The 16,176-nt window shown below is 69.0% G+C and carries 19 protein-coding genes and 1 tRNA gene; 10 read left to right on the forward strand and 10 right to left on the reverse strand.

The window, feature by feature from the left end; translation table 11 throughout:
* Positions 1 to 578: hypothetical protein (locus Ade02nite_RS32450; protein WP_203772199.1), on the reverse strand; the 578-nt coding region annotated here is incomplete at its 3' end.
* Positions 579 to 737: 159 nt separating this feature from the next.
* Between Ade02nite_RS32450 and Ade02nite_RS32455 the strand changes: the two genes are divergently transcribed.
* Positions 738 to 1,574, forward strand: coding sequence for a PSP1 domain-containing protein (locus tag Ade02nite_RS32455; protein WP_203772202.1), 837 nt, complete (start codon positions 738 to 740; stop codon positions 1,572 to 1,574).
* A 123-nt stretch (positions 1,575 to 1,697) separates the two neighbouring features.
* Here Ade02nite_RS32455 and Ade02nite_RS32460 read toward each other — a convergent pair whose 3' ends face one another.
* Complete coding sequence (locus tag Ade02nite_RS32460; RefSeq protein ID WP_203772204.1) at positions 1,698 to 3,419, reverse strand: metallophosphoesterase; 1,722 nt, start codon at positions 3,417 to 3,419, stop codon at positions 1,698 to 1,700.
* A 99-nt stretch (positions 3,420 to 3,518) separates the two neighbouring features.
* Here Ade02nite_RS32460 and Ade02nite_RS32465 point away from each other — a divergent pair.
* A tRNA-Thr gene (locus Ade02nite_RS32465) sits at positions 3,519 to 3,592 on the forward strand.
* A gap of 527 nt (positions 3,593 to 4,119) precedes the next feature.
* Here the strand turns inward: Ade02nite_RS32465 and Ade02nite_RS32470 are convergent.
* The 3 genes from Ade02nite_RS32470 to Ade02nite_RS32480 form a co-directional block, all read right to left on the reverse strand.
* Positions 4,120 to 4,347: a hypothetical protein gene (locus Ade02nite_RS32470; protein ID WP_203772206.1), complete on the reverse strand. Its 228-nt coding sequence runs from the start codon at positions 4,345 to 4,347 to the stop codon at positions 4,120 to 4,122.
* A 203-nt stretch (positions 4,348 to 4,550) separates the two neighbouring features.
* Positions 4,551 to 5,096: a type 1 glutamine amidotransferase domain-containing protein gene (locus Ade02nite_RS32475; protein ID WP_203772208.1), complete on the reverse strand. Its 546-nt coding sequence runs from the start codon at positions 5,094 to 5,096 to the stop codon at positions 4,551 to 4,553.
* Positions 5,097 to 5,127: 31 nt separating this feature from the next.
* Positions 5,128 to 5,586, reverse strand: a complete 459-nt coding sequence (locus tag Ade02nite_RS32480; RefSeq protein ID WP_203772210.1) for a DUF2231 domain-containing protein — start codon at positions 5,584 to 5,586, stop codon at positions 5,128 to 5,130.
* Between the two features lie 432 nt (positions 5,587 to 6,018).
* Here Ade02nite_RS32480 and Ade02nite_RS32485 point away from each other — a divergent pair, with 432 nt between their 5' ends.
* The 5 genes from Ade02nite_RS32485 to Ade02nite_RS32505 all read left to right on the forward strand — a co-directional run bounded on the left by Ade02nite_RS32485 (position 6,019) and on the right by Ade02nite_RS32505 (position 8,866).
* Positions 6,019 to 6,468 (forward strand): DUF6232 family protein, encoded by a 450-nt coding sequence (locus Ade02nite_RS32485; protein ID WP_203772212.1) that lies wholly within the window; start codon positions 6,019 to 6,021, stop codon positions 6,466 to 6,468.
* Between the two features lie 165 nt (positions 6,469 to 6,633).
* On the forward strand, positions 6,634 to 7,545 hold the full coding sequence (locus tag Ade02nite_RS32490; protein ID WP_203772214.1) for a helix-turn-helix domain-containing protein: 912 nt from the start codon (positions 6,634 to 6,636) through the stop codon (positions 7,543 to 7,545).
* A gap of 43 nt (positions 7,546 to 7,588) precedes the next feature.
* Entirely contained in the window at positions 7,589 to 7,783 is a 195-nt protein-coding gene (locus tag Ade02nite_RS32495; protein WP_203772216.1) for a DUF397 domain-containing protein, read from the forward strand.
* 237 nt (positions 7,784 to 8,020) lie between these two features.
* Positions 8,021 to 8,221 (forward strand): DUF397 domain-containing protein, encoded by a 201-nt coding sequence (locus tag Ade02nite_RS32500; protein ID WP_203772218.1) that lies wholly within the window; start codon positions 8,021 to 8,023, stop codon positions 8,219 to 8,221.
* Positions 8,222 to 8,278: 57 nt separating this feature from the next.
* Complete coding sequence (locus tag Ade02nite_RS32505; RefSeq protein ID WP_239169227.1) at positions 8,279 to 8,866, forward strand: DUF6226 family protein; 588 nt, start codon at positions 8,279 to 8,281, stop codon at positions 8,864 to 8,866.
* A 68-nt stretch (positions 8,867 to 8,934) separates the two neighbouring features.
* On the opposite strand, the gene Ade02nite_RS32510 is transcribed toward Ade02nite_RS32505, so the two are convergent.
* Entirely contained in the window at positions 8,935 to 10,050 is a 1,116-nt protein-coding gene (locus Ade02nite_RS32510; protein ID WP_203772220.1) for a geranylgeranyl reductase family protein, read from the reverse strand.
* Between the two features lie 39 nt (positions 10,051 to 10,089).
* Between Ade02nite_RS32510 and Ade02nite_RS32515 the strand changes: the two genes are divergently transcribed.
* Genes Ade02nite_RS32515 through Ade02nite_RS32525 form a run of 3 tightly spaced genes read left to right on the forward strand, consistent with a single transcriptional unit; the run spans position 10,090 to position 12,448 of the window.
* Positions 10,090 to 10,650 carry a sugar O-acetyltransferase gene (locus Ade02nite_RS32515; protein ID WP_203772222.1) on the forward strand — a complete coding sequence of 187 codons (561 nt, stop codon included), beginning with the start codon at positions 10,090 to 10,092 and terminating at the stop codon, positions 10,648 to 10,650.
* Positions 10,647 to 11,216 (forward strand): TetR/AcrR family transcriptional regulator, encoded by a 570-nt coding sequence (locus Ade02nite_RS32520; protein WP_203772224.1) that lies wholly within the window; start codon positions 10,647 to 10,649, stop codon positions 11,214 to 11,216. The genes Ade02nite_RS32515 and Ade02nite_RS32520 overlap by 4 nt, the downstream gene beginning before the upstream one ends.
* A complete protein-coding gene (locus tag Ade02nite_RS32525; protein WP_203772226.1) occupies positions 11,213 to 12,448 on the forward strand; it encodes an MFS transporter in 1,236 nt (411 codons plus the stop codon). Before Ade02nite_RS32520 ends, Ade02nite_RS32525 begins: the two co-directional genes overlap by 4 nt.
* A gap of 3 nt (positions 12,449 to 12,451) precedes the next feature.
* On the opposite strand, the gene Ade02nite_RS32530 is transcribed toward Ade02nite_RS32525, so the two are convergent.
* From Ade02nite_RS32530 to ku, 4 genes are read right to left on the reverse strand one after another with little or no spacing between them, the layout of a single operon-like run.
* Entirely contained in the window at positions 12,452 to 13,360 is a 909-nt protein-coding gene (locus Ade02nite_RS32530) for a helix-turn-helix domain-containing protein (protein WP_203772228.1), read from the reverse strand.
* 40 nt (positions 13,361 to 13,400) lie between these two features.
* On the reverse strand, positions 13,401 to 14,693 hold the full coding sequence (locus tag Ade02nite_RS32535; protein ID WP_203772271.1) for an MFS transporter: 1,293 nt from the start codon (positions 14,691 to 14,693) through the stop codon (positions 13,401 to 13,403).
* A gap of 28 nt (positions 14,694 to 14,721) precedes the next feature.
* Positions 14,722 to 15,210 (reverse strand): NUDIX domain-containing protein, encoded by a 489-nt coding sequence (locus Ade02nite_RS32540; RefSeq protein WP_203772230.1) that lies wholly within the window; start codon positions 15,208 to 15,210, stop codon positions 14,722 to 14,724.
* Between the two features lie 13 nt (positions 15,211 to 15,223).
* A complete protein-coding gene (gene ku, locus Ade02nite_RS32545; RefSeq protein WP_203772232.1) occupies positions 15,224 to 16,117 on the reverse strand; it encodes a non-homologous end joining protein Ku in 894 nt (297 codons plus the stop codon).
* Between the last annotated feature and the right edge of the window lie 59 nt (positions 16,118 to 16,176).

Genomic DNA, 16,176 nt, shown 5'->3' on the forward strand with positions numbered 1-16,176 from the left:
CCTGACCCCGAGCTGCCCGACCCCGAGCCGCCCGACCCCGAGCTGCCCGACCCCGAGCCGCCCGACCCCGAGCTGCCTGACCCCGAGCCGCCCGACCCCGAGCTGCGCGCTCCCGAGCCGCCCGCGAGCCCACCCACGAGATCGCCGCTGCGCTCGGCGGCATCGCCCAGCCGGCCGGTCACCCCGTCCGCCGGTGGCACCACGTCCGCCTCGCCGTCCGTGCCCGGGGCCGCCTTGGGCTGCGGGCTCAGCGGGCCCAGCACCGCCGTACCCAGCATCCCGATGCCTTCGCTCAGCGTGTCGCTGTCCTCCGGGCTCGGCAGCGGGTCCTCCACGGTCCCCAGCACGCCGTTCGTCGCGCCGGCGCTCTCCGTCGCCGGCCTCGACTTCTTGTAGCGGACCTCCGGCACCCGCATGGCGAGCTTGTTGATCCTCAGCAGTTCGGCGCCGGATTGGGCGGCGTAGCTCTCCGCCCGCTCGCATGGTGCGGGCGCGGCGAACGCGGGCTGCGGAGCGCTCAGCGCGCCCGTGAATCCGAGCGCGACGACACTGGCTGCCAGCGATCTAGCGGGCGTCATGGGCAGTTCCCTCCCGAAGTGATCCGTGTTGAGCGACGTCTACGGGTCTGCCCAACGAAGGTCGATTCGGGCGGTTGTGCTGCATCTATGCGACAACCCTGCCGGGTAGCCCAAAACAGGCATTTGGTACGCGCTCGCCGAAGTCGTAGGGTGGTGACCATGGGCATGCTGTGCGCGGTCAGCTTCAACCGCTACGGCCGCCTCTACTACCTCGACCCGGGCGAGTTCTCGCCCCAGGTCGGCGACCGTGTGCTCGTGCCCACGGACGACGGCCCCGAGGTGGCGGAGTGCGTCTGGGCGGCGCAGTGGGTGAGCGACGACACCTCGGGCTTCCCGAAGGTCGCCGGCATCGCCGACGAGAACGATCTCCGTCGCGACGAGTTGCTCCGCAAACGCAAGGCCGAGGCCAAGGTCGCCGCCAAAAAGCTGATCAAGGCGCACGAGCTGCCGATGAAGGTCGTCGCCGTCGACCACGTGCTCGACCAGACCGGCGGCAGCAGCGCGCGCACGACGATCTACTTCACCGCGCCGCATCGGGTCGATTTCCGATCTCTCGTACGGGACCTCGGCGCCACCCTGCACTGCCGCGTCGAGCTCCGGCAGCTCTCCGCCCGCGACTCCGCCCGTGTCCAGGGCGGCATCGGCTCCTGCGGCCGCGACCTGTGCTGTGCCACGTTCCTGACCGACTTCGAGCCGGTCACCATCCGCATGGCCAAGGACCAGGACCTGCCGCTCAACCCGCTGCGCATCTCCGGCGCCTGCGGCCGGCTCATGTGCTGCCTCAAGTACGAGCACCCGCTGTACCAGAAGTTCCAGGCCTCGGCCCCCGCTGTCGGCAGCCGCGTCACCACCCCCGAGGGCGACGGCCGCGTCGTGGCGCACAGCGTCCCGCGAGACGCCGTCGTCGTCCGGATGGACGCCGACGGCTCCCGCTGCTCGTGCAGCCGCGCCTCCGTCTGCGGCCCCCGCCAGGCCCACGAGGAGCGCTACAGCTGACCCACGGGCCACCGACACGGCGACGATCGCGAGCAACACCCGCGTTCTCCTCCGTTCGACGGCGGGGTGAGGGTGATGGCGACGACGGCGCGGGTGAGGTGGGCGTGGGCGGGCGGCCGCCGGCTACCTCACCTTGATCGGGTCCTCGATGCGGTGAGGCGTGAGCGGCTCGGCCGGGCGTAGCCACGGGTCGTCCGGCGCGCCCTCCGGGTCGGGCTGCCACTTCCGGCAGATCTTGTCGACGCCAATCGGGTGAATGGTCAGCGTGCCGTCGCGGTCGATGTGCATGCGCAGGAAGCTCTTGGCGTCCTCGATGCCCTGGCCCGCGAACAGCTCGTTGACGTTGACGTCGAACCGGCTCGCGATCAGCAGGTAGAGCGCGCACAGCTGGGTGGCCACGAAACCGCCGACCGGCAGGTAGGCGACCGCCGCGACCACCAGCGGCCCCGGCCACTGCCAGTCGTGGAACGGCAGCCGCAGCCACACCCAGGTGCCCCCGGCGGCCAGCGCGATCTGGGCGAAGCCGTGCAGCAGACCCAGGAGCCAATGCCGCGAGTGTTTGGGCTTGTCGGCGCCGGGTGGCTGGGCGAAGAGCACCGTGCCCGCCAGGATCACCGCCAGCATGAAGACCAGCGGGATGCTGAACAGCCGGCGGAAGATGTCGCCCTGCCCCACGGCGCCCGTCATCGCCAGCATGGTCAGCGTGTTGATGATGCCCAGCATGGTGAGGAACCCCGGATTGCGGGTCGGCACCCGATGGAACACGCCCCAGCCCATCCGCCTCGAAGCCGCCGCGTCGGGGTACGCCTTGCGGAACGGATAGGTCCTGCTCACACTCCGGTTGCGGGTCAGGGTTCCCTCGGGCGGCACCACCAGCTTGTCGGGCAACTGCGCAGTGCCCACCAGGTACGCGCCTCCGCCGCCACAGGTGATCAGCTCGCGTTCGTCGTCGCTGAAACGCGCGTAGTGGTGCAGATCGCCGGAGACCATGACGCGCACGGAGGCCCCACGCGGCGCGACGATCGTCCGGACGAAGTAGTCGACCGCGTCGTAGTCCTTCGGGTCGTCGGCCGCCTTCACCCACTTCGGCGACGGCGTCATGAGGATGACCCGGTCGCCCGGCCCGAGACCCCGCGCCGCCTTTTCGAAGTAGAGCAACTGCGGATCGTCGATGTACGCCCCGAACTGCTCGTCGATCGCGAACAGCCACCAGTCCGACGGCAGCTTGACCGCGAAGTACGAGCGCCGCTGCTCCGTACGCCAGCCCCCGATGTGCCCGTCCTTCCGGCGAGCGAACAAGCGCAGGAACGCCGTCAGCCCGTCGTACCAGTCATGGTTGCCCGGAAGCGCGAACAGTGTCGGCCGCAGCCCCTCGGCCGGCGGCTCGGGAAGGGCCGCGCGATAGGGCCCCTTCATCCGGCTCTCGTACCCGTCGCCGCTGGCCAGCGGATAGACCTGGTCCCCACCCATGAGCAGCAGCCGCCCGCGCGGCAGCGTCGCGTCACCCACCCGCAGGGCAGGCTGCGCCAAGAGGTACGCCACCGAGTAGGTCGGATGGAAACCGTCCCCCAGGTCGGCCACGTAGTCGAGCCACAGCTCACCATCGGCCGTCTTGGAGTGGTCGAACCAGCCGCCGTCGAGCGAGTTCTGCAGCTCCCGCTTGTCGAGGTAGGCGCCGAACAGGATGGCCAGCAGCGCCCGCAACCCCGTGCTGAGCAGCAGCAACGGCGCCAGCCACCCCACCGGCCGCTGCGGCGTGAAGCCCAGCTCACGAGGATCCATGCTGGCCGGCCGCCGAGGCACAACCTGCCCGTGCGGCTCCGGCCGCGGGTGATCGTCGGTCACGCCAGGCACACTAGTCCCGCCGTACGACAGCTTCCCTGTCCGATTACAGCGGACCCGCCAGACAGCCCACGGATCGGTGGCGTATGATTGGTCATCGTTGCCGCCTTAGCTCAGTCGGCCAGAGCGACGCACTCGTAATGCGTAGGTCGTCGGTTCGATTCCGACAGGCGGCTCCGGGTAAAGAAGGCCCGTTGACCAGGCAATTCGCCAGGCTCGACGGGCCTTCTTCATGTCTCCGGCCACGATCAAGGGTGCACCTCAGGGTGTACTTGCTCTTCGCCGTCTCCCCGAACACCGCCCGCCAATACGCTGAGTAGCCGCGTGCGCCATCGTCGACGTGATGTGAACGTAGCCGCGCGTGGTCCGCGCATCCGAAGTGGCCAAGGAGCTCCTGCACCACCTCGATCCCCTGCTCCAACGCAATCAGGATCGTGGCCGCCGTGTGCCGGCCGGCGTGAAGCTTGATCGCGGGCACACGATCGTTGCCGGGTCATGCGACGCGCGATGGGGGAGCCGATGATGTTCGCCGGGTGCTCGACGGGACCGGCGAGATCCCGGTAGGCCTGGATCCGGAGTCGATCGTCGCAGCGCGCCGGACCGCTCGCGGCGTCAACCGCGTGACGGAAAGCAAGCAGGCCCGGGTGTAGCGGTGGGCAACGCCCAGGCCGCAGAGAAGATGGCGGCCTGATCCGTCCGCGGGTCAGTGACGCACCAGGTAGATCAACACTGAGATGACGGACCCGGCCACCAGTATGGCCAGTACTCCAAGTGCTACATAGGCCGGCCCGCCAACGATCACGCCGGTGGCGACCGCGCCGAGGGTCACCATGACCGCGGCCCCGGCGACGCCGAGCAATTTCTTGATCACATCGCCGTGATGGTTGTCTTGTGCCTGGGTGTGGCCCGGTGGGGTGATTGCCGTAGCCATATCGCTCTCCTTGATGACATGCCGCAGTGAGGTGGTCCTTTTCGGCGGGTGACGCGCGGGCCCAGTGGTCCGGAGCGGCACCGCCTCCCTCAAGCTCTCGGTCAGAACGGACGCGGAGGGGTGCGGTTTTGGTCGAAGCGCAAGAAGCCCAGGTCAAAGACCTGGGCTTCTTGCTTCGTCTGACAGCGGCGTTCGGGACTCCGCTATGCCGCCTTGGCGATCGTTGTCAGGAGCTCGTTGCAGAAGGCCGGGAGGTCGTCCGGCTTGCGGCTGGTGATCAGGCGGTCGTCGACGAAGACTTCTTCGTCCACCCAGGTGGCGCCGGCGTTTGCCAGGTCGGTTCGGAGGCTGGGCCAGCTTGTCAGGGTGCGACCGCTGACCACGCCTGCCTCGACCAGGGTCCACGGGCCGTGGCAGATGGCGGCTACCGGCTTGCCGGCGGTGACGAAGTCGCGGACGAAGCGGACGGCGTCGGGGTCGGCGCGCAGGAAGTCGGGGTTTGCCACGCCGCCGGGGAGGACGAGGGCGTCGTAGTCGGCGGGGTCGGCGTCCTTGACCGGCTTTTCGACCTTGTAGGTGCCGGCCTTGTCCATGTGGTCGACGGCCTGGATCTCGCCGTCCTTGATGGAGAGGAGCTCCGCCGTGCCGCCGGCCTTTTCCACGGCCTTGCGGGGCTCGGTGTACTCGACCTCTTCCACGCCGTCGGTCGCCAGGAAGGCAACGCGCTTGCCCTTGATGGAGGTGGTCATTCCGGTTGCCCCTTTCGTCGTACGGAATCGATCAATATCCGCGGTTCCCCACGGCGGCGCGGGCAAACGCGGGGGTGCGGCCGTTGGCCAGTTCGCCGCCGAACCAGGCGCCGAAGCCGGAGATCGCGACGGCGAGCAGTTCGAGGAAATAGAGGCCGGCTCCCGCCGTGCGGTCGGGGTTGCCGACGCGGACCATGAGAATGACCGCGAACAAGATCAGGACGCCCATGTTGAGCAGAGCCCTGAGCACGCCGAGGCGTTTCGCCGCGGCGCGGCGGACGAAGGCGAGGTCAATGGCGCCGGCTGCCGCGGCGAGGATGCCGCCCACCAGGCCGGCCACGATGTTCCAGTACGCCAGTGCGCCGAGGATGTCGGGGCCACCGAGCAGGTTGGCGGTATCGAAGATCAGTGCCATTGCGAACAAGCCCAACGGGAACATCACCAGGATGGGTTGCACCGCCTGGCCCGCGATCTTGAGTCGGCTCTCCATGCGGGTTCATCGCCCTTCCACCTGCGTTTTCACAGGTACGACAGTGGCATCCCTCGGTGGCCTACCCGGCCCGTTCGTCAATGAAACGCCGCAACACGGCCGGAGTGACGGGCCTCTCGCCGCAGTCGGCTTGTACGCAATCTGCAACATGGCAGATTGATGTGTAGCGGACAGCCGTGTGGCGTGCTCTACTACTAACAGAGCACCAAGGGCGGAGACAAAGAAGGGAAGACAAACAAACGGCACCCGGCGGCAACCGGGTGCCGTTCCTGCCTCTGCACTTGCTGCGTGCCCGATTAACCGATCAAGCAACAGACCGATCAAGCAACAGCACCGATCAAGCAGCAGCGAGGGTGAGGATCAATCCGTCTCTAGTGCCCATCGTGGCGCGCTTTTCCTCTCCTCGCAAGCCCCACCCGAGAGGAGTGCGCCATGAGCAAACGCACCTACTACCGTGGGCCCGACGCCGTGGTGACCGACGAGTACTTCATCTGGCGGACGACGCCGGTGCGGAGCTACTCGGTCCGCGATCTCCGTAACGTCGGCCAGCTGCGGGCAGTAGCCGAGTCGTCCTCACCCGTACGAGTTTCTGTAGCCGCGGCTGTCACCGTTGGGGTGATCGGTGCCGGCTGGACGGTGCTCGAGCCTCCGCACGCCTATGCGATCGGTCTGGTCGCCGTGACGGTTCCCGTGGCCTGCACCCTCCCGTCGATGTTCCGGCGCAACCGCGCGTGGGAGCTGCGCGCCCGCTACCGCGGTGTCGACGTGGTGCTCTACTCCTGCACCGAGGAAAGGCAGTTCAACCAGGTCAAGCGCGCCCTGCGGAGGGCCATGGAGGACGCTCGCCCCTCGGCGGGCGACCTCCGGTTCGCCGCCGCCTGACGGCCCCTGCGGGGTGACGGGGAGATTTCGATCAAAACCGCACCCCGCTCCGGTCGTTCTGATAGGACGTAAGAATAAGCCGCCTCGCTGATGGCCAGATGGCAATCAGCGAGGTAGCATCCTGCACCGACCCATCCACGCCACCGCTTCAACGATGAAGGACTCATGGCCGAGGGCGATTCGCCGACTATTGCACGCCTGCGCGTACGCATCGCGCTACGCGAGGCTCGCGAGGCGGCCGGTCTCACCCAATTGCAGGTGGCCGAGGAGATGGAGTGGTCGACCAGCAAGGTCATTCGCATCGAGAAGGGTGACGTCACCGTCTCGATCAATGACCTTCGCGGCCTGCTCGGGCTGCTCGGCGTCCGCGACAAGACCAAGGTCAACTCGTTGCTCTCCGACGCGCGCATAGCGCGCACGCGGCAGAAGGCCGAGACGGTCTGGTGGCAGGAGGAGCGCTTCCGCGACCAGATGTCGGAGAGCTTCCGCAAGTTCGTGGAGTACGAGGCGGAAGCGTCGCAGCTGCGCTCGTTCAACATCTTCTACGTTCCCGGTCCGCTGCAGACCCCGGAGTACGGGCTGGCGTTGACCGGAACGTGGACGGAGGAGGCCGACTTCTCCCAGGACAAGGTGGACGCCCTCGTCGAGGCGCGCACCCATCGCCGCGAGGCGCTGCTGCGCCGCGGCGACTCGCTGGACTACATGGTCCTTTTCGATCAGTCGGTGCTGCTGCGCTCGTTCGGTGGCCAGGCCGCCTTCATCCAGCAGTTGCGCCAGCTGATCGAGCTGTCCGAGCGCGGGCTGTTCCGGATGCGCATGCTCCCGTTCAATCTGGAGATCGCGATCGCCAACAACGGCAGCTTTGAACTGGCAACCGTGGGCGTCGGGCGGTCAATCAATGAGATCATGTATCGCGAGAACGGCGTGAGCGACGAGATCGTCGAGACCCGCCCTGATACCGCGCGACATCGCAAACGTTTTGATCAACTTTGGCGAGCCGCCGACAGCGAAGGCGACACAACTGCTTTCGTTCAGAAGCGCATAGACGAACTCGAGGCCAACCCTCCGAACCGTTAAAAGTTGAACCTTTTCTTTGTTACTTGAAACCACAGGAGTAGAGATGCGCGAGTTTGTGGCGCCGCAGTGGCGCCGGAGCAGCCGGTGTGCCGCGGGCAACTGTGTCGAGGTTGCCAAGGTCGACGGCCAGTACCTGATCAGAGACAGCAAGAACCCCGAGCTGCCCCCGCACTCGTTCACGCAGGACGAGTGGCTCGCGTTCGTCGACGGCGTGAAGGCCGGCGACTTCAGTTTTTGATAGTTGCGCACCACCGCCGCCCTGCGTGGGGCCCTACGCAGGGCGGTCTATAGAGAGTGTCGGCTAGCCGACTCTGCCCGTGCTCCGCAATACGGCCCAATCCGTATGGACCGGGATAAATTCCCCGCACTTTGGCGACATAAGCTGCATTCCCGCCGAGCCCGCGGCATTCATTCCTGCCGGACCCCGAAACAGTCCCTTAACGTGGACTGCGGGAACCGGCACGGAGGTGTGCAGATGATCTACCGGACCGAAGAACTGCGATGGCACCGCTCGAGACATTGCTCCGGCGGGACCTGCGTCGAAGTGGCTCGGGCAGGCGACAACATCCTGGTTCGCGACTCGAAGGATCCTCGAGGAGCTGTCCTCTCGTTCACGCCCTCGGAGTGGAGGGCGTTCATCGAGGGTGTCAAGCGGGGCGAGCTCTCCTTCGAATGAGGCGGGATCCGGCCGATCCGCTGGTTTGCCGCGGGCCGAGAGCGGCATACTGCGCGAGTGAGGGCCGACCCGCACGTAACAGGCGCCGCCCGCTTCGCCGTCTTGCACGACGTGGCTGAGGCGCTGCTGGACGAGCTGGACAAGCGCTACATGGTCGACCGCCGGGAGACCAAGGAGCTGCTTGGGCCGGCTGACGCGCTGGTGCGGATGGAGCGGCTCATGCCGCGGACTCCCGCCGCCGCGCCTCTCGCCATCGCCTTCACCGATCACCCGGGCCTCACCGTTCGCCTGGGCAGATGGTGGACCGAGGTGCTGCCCGCCTGCGGGTGCGACGTCTGCGACGAAGATCCTCACCAACTCGCCGACGTCCTCCGGACGCAGGCCTACGCGCTCGTCGAGGGCGGTCTGTGGGAGAGGGTGCGCCGCGGCGTGGGCGGCTCCTGGTATGAGACCCGGCTGATCGGTGTCGGCGTCAACGGCCGCCGCGAGGGGCCGCTGACCAGGCAGGACGCCCGGGAGGCCCGGCGCAGCGGCTTCGCGGCGCCGGTGCTGTGGGCGCCGTGGCCGCGCCGGCCGCTGCCGGAGGGCGATGCGGGCGAAGCCCGCGAGCCGGGAAGCCCCGCGGGACAACCCGGAAGGCGGTGAGGAGCCCGGCCCCCACCGAGCCGGCGTGAGGATCGCCCAGCCTTGCGAAAAGGCGTACTGAAGGGTCTTTATGCCCTGAAAAGCCGGAGAAGCGCGCGGATTGCCGGGCGCTGGACGACGCGTGCCATGGACAGGTCGCCGCGGCAGAAGGTCTCGAAGGCGCGCCAGCCCAGCGGCGTCGCCATCAGGAAGTGGACCAGGGCGGGGTGGCGGGAGAAGGCGCCCAGCAGGCGTCGGCCCGCGGCCATCTCGGTGGCGAGATCGTCGGCGACGCGACGCTCGTAGGCGGCGAGATCGTCGCTCGCGGCGGCCTCGCCGGCCCATGATCCGGAGCGGAGCGCGTAGCTGATGCCCTCGCGCGTCCAGGGTTCGAGCAGGCCCGCCGCGTCGCCGGCGACCAGGACGCGGCCGCGGCGCAACGGGGAGTCGGGACGGCGGCAGCGGGTGAGGTGGCCGGAGTCGCGCACGACCTCGCGGCCGTCGAGGCCCAGCTGCCGGAGGAACGCGCCCAGGTAGCGCTTGGTCTCGGCGCCGTTGCCCTTCGCCATGATCACGCCGACGGTCAGCTCGTCGTCCTTGGGGAAGACCCAGCCGTACGAGCCGGGGAAGGGTCCCCAGTCGAGCAGCACCCGGCCACGCCACGCGGCCCGGTCGGCCTCGGTGGCGGCCAGCTCGACCTCAAGGCCGAGATCTTGCTGGTCGAGGGTGACCCCGACGTAGCGCGAGGTGATGCCCGCGGAGCCGTCGGCGCCGATCACGGCCCTCGCGGTGATCCGCTCGCCGTCGGCCAGGGTGACGGTGGCCGACGTGTCGTCCTGGTCGATCGCGCGGACCTGCGAGTTTTGCCGGACGACGGCGCCCGCTGCCGCCGCCGCCTTGGACCAGGCGAGGTCGAAGTCGTCGCGGCGGACCATGGTGAGCACCGGGCGGCCGGTCGAGTGGCGGGTGAAGGGGCGGCGGCCGTCGCGGGTGAAGGTGATCGATCCGATGGTGTCGCGGCCGGGGACGTCGATGTGCTCGCGGGCGATGCCGAGGGACGTGCCGATCAGGCCGCCGCCGCAGGTCTTGTAGCGGGGATGCTCGGCTCGTTCGAGGACGATCGTGTGGGCGCCCGCCGTCGCCGCCGCGCGGGCCGCCGACGATCCCGCCGGGCCCCCGCCGACAACCACAACATCCGCGATCACCGCGGCATTCTATCCAGCAATTTATGTACGATCGTACGCATGGCTTCCATGCGCGACCGGATGCTGGCCGGCGAGCTGTACCAGGCCGACGATCCCGACCTTGCCCGCGAGATGCTCCACGCGGCCACCCTGACCCACCGCCTCAACCAGGCCGACCCGGCGGACGGCACCCTGCGCCGCAAGCTGCTCACCGAGCTGCTCGGCGCGTTCGGCGAGGACAGCGAGATCCGCCCGCCGTTCCGCTGCGACTACGGCTACCAGACCTTCGTCGGCGCACGCACCTTCGCCAACTTCGGGCTGATCTGCCTCGACGTCGCCCGGATCACCATCGGCGACGACGTGCAGATGGGGCCGAACGTGCAGCTGCTGACCGCCTGGCATCCCGTGGCCGCGGGCCCGCGGCGCGACAAGTGGGAGGCCGCCACCCCGATCGTGATCGGCGACAACGTGTGGCTCGGCGGCGGCGTGATCGTGCTCCCCGGCGTCACCATCGGTGAGAACACGGTGGTCGGCTCCGGCGCGGTCGTCACCAAGGACCTGCCACCGAATGTCGTCGCGGTGGGCAATCCGGCCCGCGTGATCCGGCAGGTGGAGCCGTGACCACGGTGCCCGCCGCGCGCTCGCCGCGCCGCTACGACCCCGAGCGCAAGAGCCGCATCATCGACGCGGCGATCGAGGTGGTCGCCGACCACGGCGTCGCCGGCACCACGTCACGCCGCATCGCGGCCGCCGCCGACGTGCCGCTCGGCTCCATCACGTACCACTTCGACAGCATCGACGACCTGCTCGCCCAGGCCTTCCGGCGGCTGTCCGAGCAGATGTCGCCGCGCTACGAGGCGCACTTCGCCGACGTGCGCGACCTCGACGGGTTCGCCGACGCGGTGGCCGCGCTGATCAACGGGGACGCCGGGGGCACCGCGCGGGACTGGGTGGTCTCGTACGAGCTCTACCTCGCCGCGCTGCGCGACCCGGCCCTGCGCAGCGTGACCGAGGCGTGGATGCGCCGCTCACGCACGGTGCTCGAACGCTTCGTCGATCCGGTGACGGCGCGCGGCATCGACGCGCTCATCGAGGGCCTCGTCATGCACCGCACCCTCTCCACCGCGCCGTTCGAGCCGGCGGAGACCCGCACGATCGTCCGCCGCCTCCTGGGGGTCTCTGAGTGACCGCGACAGCGCAGACCGCGCCCGAGGTGCGGGCGGCCACCCGTGCCGTCTACCTCGCCTTCATCTTCGCCGGCGTCGCAGCAGCCAGCTGGGCCGCCCGGATCCCGCAGGTGCGCGACGCCCTCGGCCTCAGCCCGTCGCGGCTCGGCCTGGTGCTGCTCTCGCTGGCCGCCGGTTCGATCGTGTCGCTGCTGCTCGCCGGCCAGATCGTGTCCCACTTCGGCTCCCGGCGGACGGTCGGCGCGATGGGGCTCGTGCTCGGCGTCGCCATGGTCGGCGTGGCGATCGGCTACCAGTTCGGCGTGCTGCCCGTCGTCCTGTCCCTGTTCGTCTTCGGCTTCGCCAACGGCGCCTGGGATGTCGGCATGAACGTCCAGGGCGCGATCGTCGAACGGCGCCTCGGCAAGGCGATCATGCCGCGCTTCCACGCCGGCTTCAGCGTCGGCACGGTCGCGGGCGCCCTCGTCGGCGCGGCGGCGGTCGCGCTGGACATCTCGGTCACGGCCCATCTGGCGGTCACGGCGGTCGTCATCGCGGTGGTGGTGGTTCTCTCGGTACGGGCCTTCGGGCCGGACGACCACGGCGTGCCCGACGACGACGTGGTGCCCTCGGACCCGGCGCTGCTCACCAAGCAGAGCCGCCTGTCGCGGGCGCTGACCACGTGGCGCGAGCCGCGAACCATCCTGGTCGGCGTCTTCGTGCTGGCCTTCGCCTTCACCGAGGGCGCCGGCATCGACTGGATCAGCGTCTCGATGATCGACAGCCACGGCGCCTCGGCGGCCGTCGGCACGCTCGCCTTCGCGGTCTTCCTGGCCGCGATGACGGCCGGCCGCTGGTTCGGCCCGCCGCTGCTCGACCGCTACGGCCGGGTGCCGGTGGTGCGCGTCCTGGCGGCGGTCTCCCTGGTCGGGCTGGCGTTCTACATCCTCGGGCCGAACACGCCGGTCGCCTTCGTCGGCGCCCTGCTGTGGGGCCTCGGCGCGTCCCTGGGCTTCCCGGTCGGCATGAGCGCGGCGGCGGACGACCCGGCCCACGCGGCGGCGCGGGTGAGCGTGGTGGCGTCGATCGGCTACTGCGCCTTCCTGGGCGGGCCGCCGCTGATCGGCTTCCTGGGCGACCACGTGACGGTGAAGAACGCCCTGGTCGCGGTGGCGGTGCTCCTGGTCGTGTCGATCTCACTGGGGGGCGCGGTCAAGCCCTTGCCGGGTTCCGCGGACGCGAAGGAACGGTGAGCCTCACGCGACGCGCGCCTCGAGAGCCGCGATGCGCTGCTTGATGAACTTGATCGTGTCGCTTTCGGTCGAAGCCGCTTGCCAAAGCTGCTCGAAACGCGCGCGGTGCCGCCGGGTGGTGCGACGGTCCTCGATCATTTCGTCGCCAGTGCCGTTCTCGCGGTACAACACCTCGCCGGCCTCACGGTCGGCACCAACCAGCATGAGGTCGAAGCTGCCGTTGTTGGCAATGGCGACGTTGAGGTCATAGGGAAGCATGCGGATCTTGAGGATGCCGCGCGCGGAGAGGTCAAGAAGCAGCCGCAACTGCCCGGCGAAGATGCCTGGACCGCCGATGGGCCTGTGCAGCACCGACTCGTCGAGAACGAGGTAGACGCGAACCGATCCGGCACGAGCGATCAGGGCTTCGTGTCGAAGCCGGCGGGCCTCGATCAGGGTATCGATCTTCTCCTGCGTGAAGCCGGGTTCCTCGTCCAGCCACATGCCAGTCAACGCTGCGCCGTATTCCGGTGTCTGCAGCACGCCTGGCAAGTAGTAGATCGCGAAGGAGCGGATCTCCGAGGCCTCGCACTCGTACTCGATGTAGACACGCAGGGAGTCCGACATCTGGTCGCGGAACCGGGGCTCCTGCCACCAGCTCGGTTGCGGGCGGTTTCGTGTGCGCGCGATCCGCGCGTCTGCGAGAAGAGCGTTGACCGTCTCTTTGTCGCGCACGCCGAACAGACCGAGGAGACCACGCAGATCATTGATGGAGATCGACACGTCGCCGTTCTCGATGCGGATCACCTTGCTGAGGGACCATTCCATCTCCTCGGCGACCTGGCTCTGGAGCAGCTCGGCGGCCTCCCGCGCCTCGCGGATCGCGAGGCGCACGCGCCGGCGCGCGACGGTGGGGGAATCGCCCTCGGCCATGAGTCCTTCATCCGTGAAGTCGGTGGCGCGGAGTCAGAGGTCACACCGTAGCGCGGTTGGCGGCTGCCGCGGACCAGGCCTCGTCGGCGGCTTTTTTGAAGGCCATGCCGTCCTTGCCGTCGTAGCGGAGGAAACGGGGCAAAGCCAGCGCGAGGGCCGCCGTGCCGGCCACGCAGAGGACGCCACCGACCCAGATGGAGCCGGTCACGCCGAGGCGGGTGCGGGCCATGGCGCCCGAGCGGAGCTGGCCCAGGAGGGGGCCCGTGGTGTAGCTCAGCATCTCGATGCCGGCCAGGCGGCCGCGCAGGTGGTCGGGGATGGTCTGGCTCCAGATGATCGAGCGGAAGATGCCGGAGACCATGTCGGCGGCGCCGGCGAAGGCCAGGCAGAGCAGGGTCAGCCAGAGGGTGTTCGACAGGCCGACGCCGATGATGCCGGCGCCCCAGAGGGCCGCGGCGATGATGACCATCAGGCCGTGGCGGTGGACGCGGCCCGTCCAGCCGCTGCCGAGCGTGGCCAGCAGGGAGCCGACGGCGGGGGCGGCGTAGAGCAGGCCCAGCACTCTGGGGCCGCCCAGCTGGGTGGCGAGGAACGGGTAGAGGGCCTGCGGCATGCCGAAGAACATGGCGTTGATGTCGACCAGGTACGTGCCCAGCAGCTCGGGACGCGACCGGGCGTAGCGCAGGCCGGTGACCACCGCGCGCAGCGACGGGCGGTCCGCGTCGGGCGGCGGGGGCACGGCGCGCACCAGCGTGAGGCATGTCAGCGACACGGCGAAGGTGAGCAGGTCGAAGGCGTACACCCAGGCGAGGTCCACCGAGGCGATCAGGATGCCGGCGAGGGCCGGGCCGCCGAGCTGGGCTATCTGCATGCCGAGCGACTGGAGCGCCATGGTGGCGGGCAGTTCCTCGGGGCGCACGAGGCGGGGAACCATCGCTTCGAGGGCCGGGCGCTGGAGGCCGTCGACGGTGGCGGTGAGCGCCGCGACCACGTACAGCAGCCAGAGGTGTGGTGTCGAGGACAGGGCGTTGACCAGCAGGACCGCGGTGAGCGCGGCCAGGGCGAACTCGCCGCCGCGCACGAGAAGGCGCCGGTCCAGATAGTCGGCGAGCGCGCCGCCGACGAACGCCATGACCAGCAGGGGCACCAGCTCGCAGACGCCGAGCAGGCCCACCATGAGCGGGTCGTTCGTCAGGTGGGCGACCTGGAACGGGATCGTGACGTACGTGATGAACGACCCGAAACCGGAGATCGAGCCGCCCGCGAAGACGAACCGGTAGTCGCGCGAGGTGTGGAGCGGGGTGAGGTCGAGGCCAAGGCGCACTCGCCGGATCGTGCACCACGCGCCGGGAAAAGGCGACCTATTTCAGGACGAGGCGGCCCGTGGCCTGGAACGACGCGAGGTCGGCGAGGGTCTCCTCGATCACGAAGGACTTCGGGCCGGGCAGCGCGTCGAGCGGGAAGAAGCCGGCGTCGACCGACTCCTCGGTCTCGCGCAGCAGCTCGCCCTCCCAGGTGTCGATCTTGAAAGACATCAGGATCTGCTGGTACGTGTGCCCGTAGTCGTTCGTGTACGTGTACGCGGTGTAGAACGCGAACGGCGTGAGCGAGGTGGCCCGCAGCCCCGTCTCCTCCCAGACCTCGCGGACCGCGCACTCCTCCATGCTCTCGCCGAGCTCCATCGCGCCGGCCGGGATCGCCCAGCGGTGGTTGTCGGACCGCTGGATGAGCAGCAGCCTGTTCTGATCGTCGAGGATCACGCCGCGCGCGCCGACGAAGAGGATCGTGTCGGTGTCGCCGACGCTCGCGCGTACTTTGCCCAGGTAAGACTCAGACCACGTCAATGCCACGGGCCAACTTTAATCACGCGGACTTCTTCGCCGCCTTCTTCACGGGCGTGGCCTTCTTCGCCGCCGTGGTTTTCTTGGCCGCGGCCTTCTTCGCCACCGCCTTTTTCGCCGGCGGTGCCGCAGCCTCGCCCCGGGCGGCCTTGGCGCGCTCGACCGACGCCTTGAGCGCGGCCATCAGGTCGACCGCGGCGGCCGGCGCCTCCTCGGCCTCCTCCGGCTGCACCACCTCGCGGCCCTCGACCTTGGCGTCGATGACCTCCTGGAGCGCGGCGCGATAGTTGTCGGTGAACTCCTCCGGCTTGAAGCTGCCGGCCATCGAGTCGATCAGCGACGAGGCCATCGCCAGCTCGGCCGGGCGGGTCTCGATGTCCTCGTCGAGGAAGCCGAAGTCGGGGGTGCGCACCTCGTCGGGCCAGAGCATCGTGTTGAGCACCAGCACACCCTCGTGCACCCGCAGCGTGGCCAGCTGCTCCCGCTGCCGCAGCGCGATCTTGACGATCGCCACCCGGTCGGCGTCCTGGAGGGCGTCGCGCAGCAGCACGTACGGCTTGGCGGCCTGCCCCTCCGGCTCCAGGTAGTAGGTCTTGGCGAACAGGATCGGGTCGATCTGCTCGGCGGGCACGAACTCCAGCACGTCGATCGCCCGGGACGTGGTCAGCGGCAGGTCGGCGAAGTCCTCGTCGGTCAGGATGACCATCTCGCCGCCGCCGATGTCGTACCCCTTGGCGATGTCGTCGTAGCTGACCACCTCGCCGTCGATCGAGCAGGTGCGCTGGTATTTGATGCGGCCGCCGTCGGTGCGGTGCACCTGGTGGAAGCGGATGTCCTTCTCCTCGGTCGCCGAGTAGAGCTTGACGGCGATGGACACCAGCCCGAAGGAGACGGCGCCCTTCCAGATCGCTCGCATGACGCCTCCCATACCCCCGCGTGAGAAGAACCCCTGATCAGAATGGCATTAGTGAGACG

Origin of the sequence: Paractinoplanes deccanensis (assembly GCF_016862115.1) — a bacterium.
GTDB lineage: Bacteria > Actinomycetota > Actinomycetes > Mycobacteriales > Micromonosporaceae > Actinoplanes > Actinoplanes deccanensis.

Bases quoted from the DNA above. Each gene is read 5' to 3' on its own strand.
- Ade02nite_RS32530 (WP_203772228.1), bottom strand. From the start codon at position 13,360: ATGGCCGAGGGCGATTCCCCCACCGTCGCGCGCCGGCGCGTGCGCCTC.
- Ade02nite_RS32490 (WP_203772214.1), top strand. From the start codon at position 6,634: ATGGCCGAGGGCGATTCGCCGACTATTGCACGCCTGCGCGTACGCATC.
- Ade02nite_RS32455 (WP_203772202.1), top strand. From the start codon at position 738: ATGGGCATGCTGTGCGCGGTCAGCTTCAACCGCTACGGCCGCCTCTAC.
- Ade02nite_RS32480 (WP_203772210.1), bottom strand. From the start codon at position 5,586: ATGGAGAGCCGACTCAAGATCGCGGGCCAGGCGGTGCAACCCATCCTG.
- Ade02nite_RS32470 (WP_203772206.1), bottom strand. From the start codon at position 4,347: ATGGCTACGGCAATCACCCCACCGGGCCACACCCAGGCACAAGACAAC.
- ku (WP_203772232.1), bottom strand. From the start codon at position 16,117: ATGCGAGCGATCTGGAAGGGCGCCGTCTCCTTCGGGCTGGTGTCCATC.
- Ade02nite_RS32500 (WP_203772218.1), top strand. From the start codon at position 8,021: ATGATCTACCGGACCGAAGAACTGCGATGGCACCGCTCGAGACATTGC.
- Ade02nite_RS32495 (WP_203772216.1), top strand. From the start codon at position 7,589: ATGCGCGAGTTTGTGGCGCCGCAGTGGCGCCGGAGCAGCCGGTGTGCC.
- Ade02nite_RS32475 (WP_203772208.1), bottom strand. From the start codon at position 5,096: ATGACCACCTCCATCAAGGGCAAGCGCGTTGCCTTCCTGGCGACCGAC.
- Ade02nite_RS32515 (WP_203772222.1), top strand. From the start codon at position 10,090: ATGGCTTCCATGCGCGACCGGATGCTGGCCGGCGAGCTGTACCAGGCC.
- Ade02nite_RS32485 (WP_203772212.1), top strand. From the start codon at position 6,019: ATGAGCAAACGCACCTACTACCGTGGGCCCGACGCCGTGGTGACCGAC.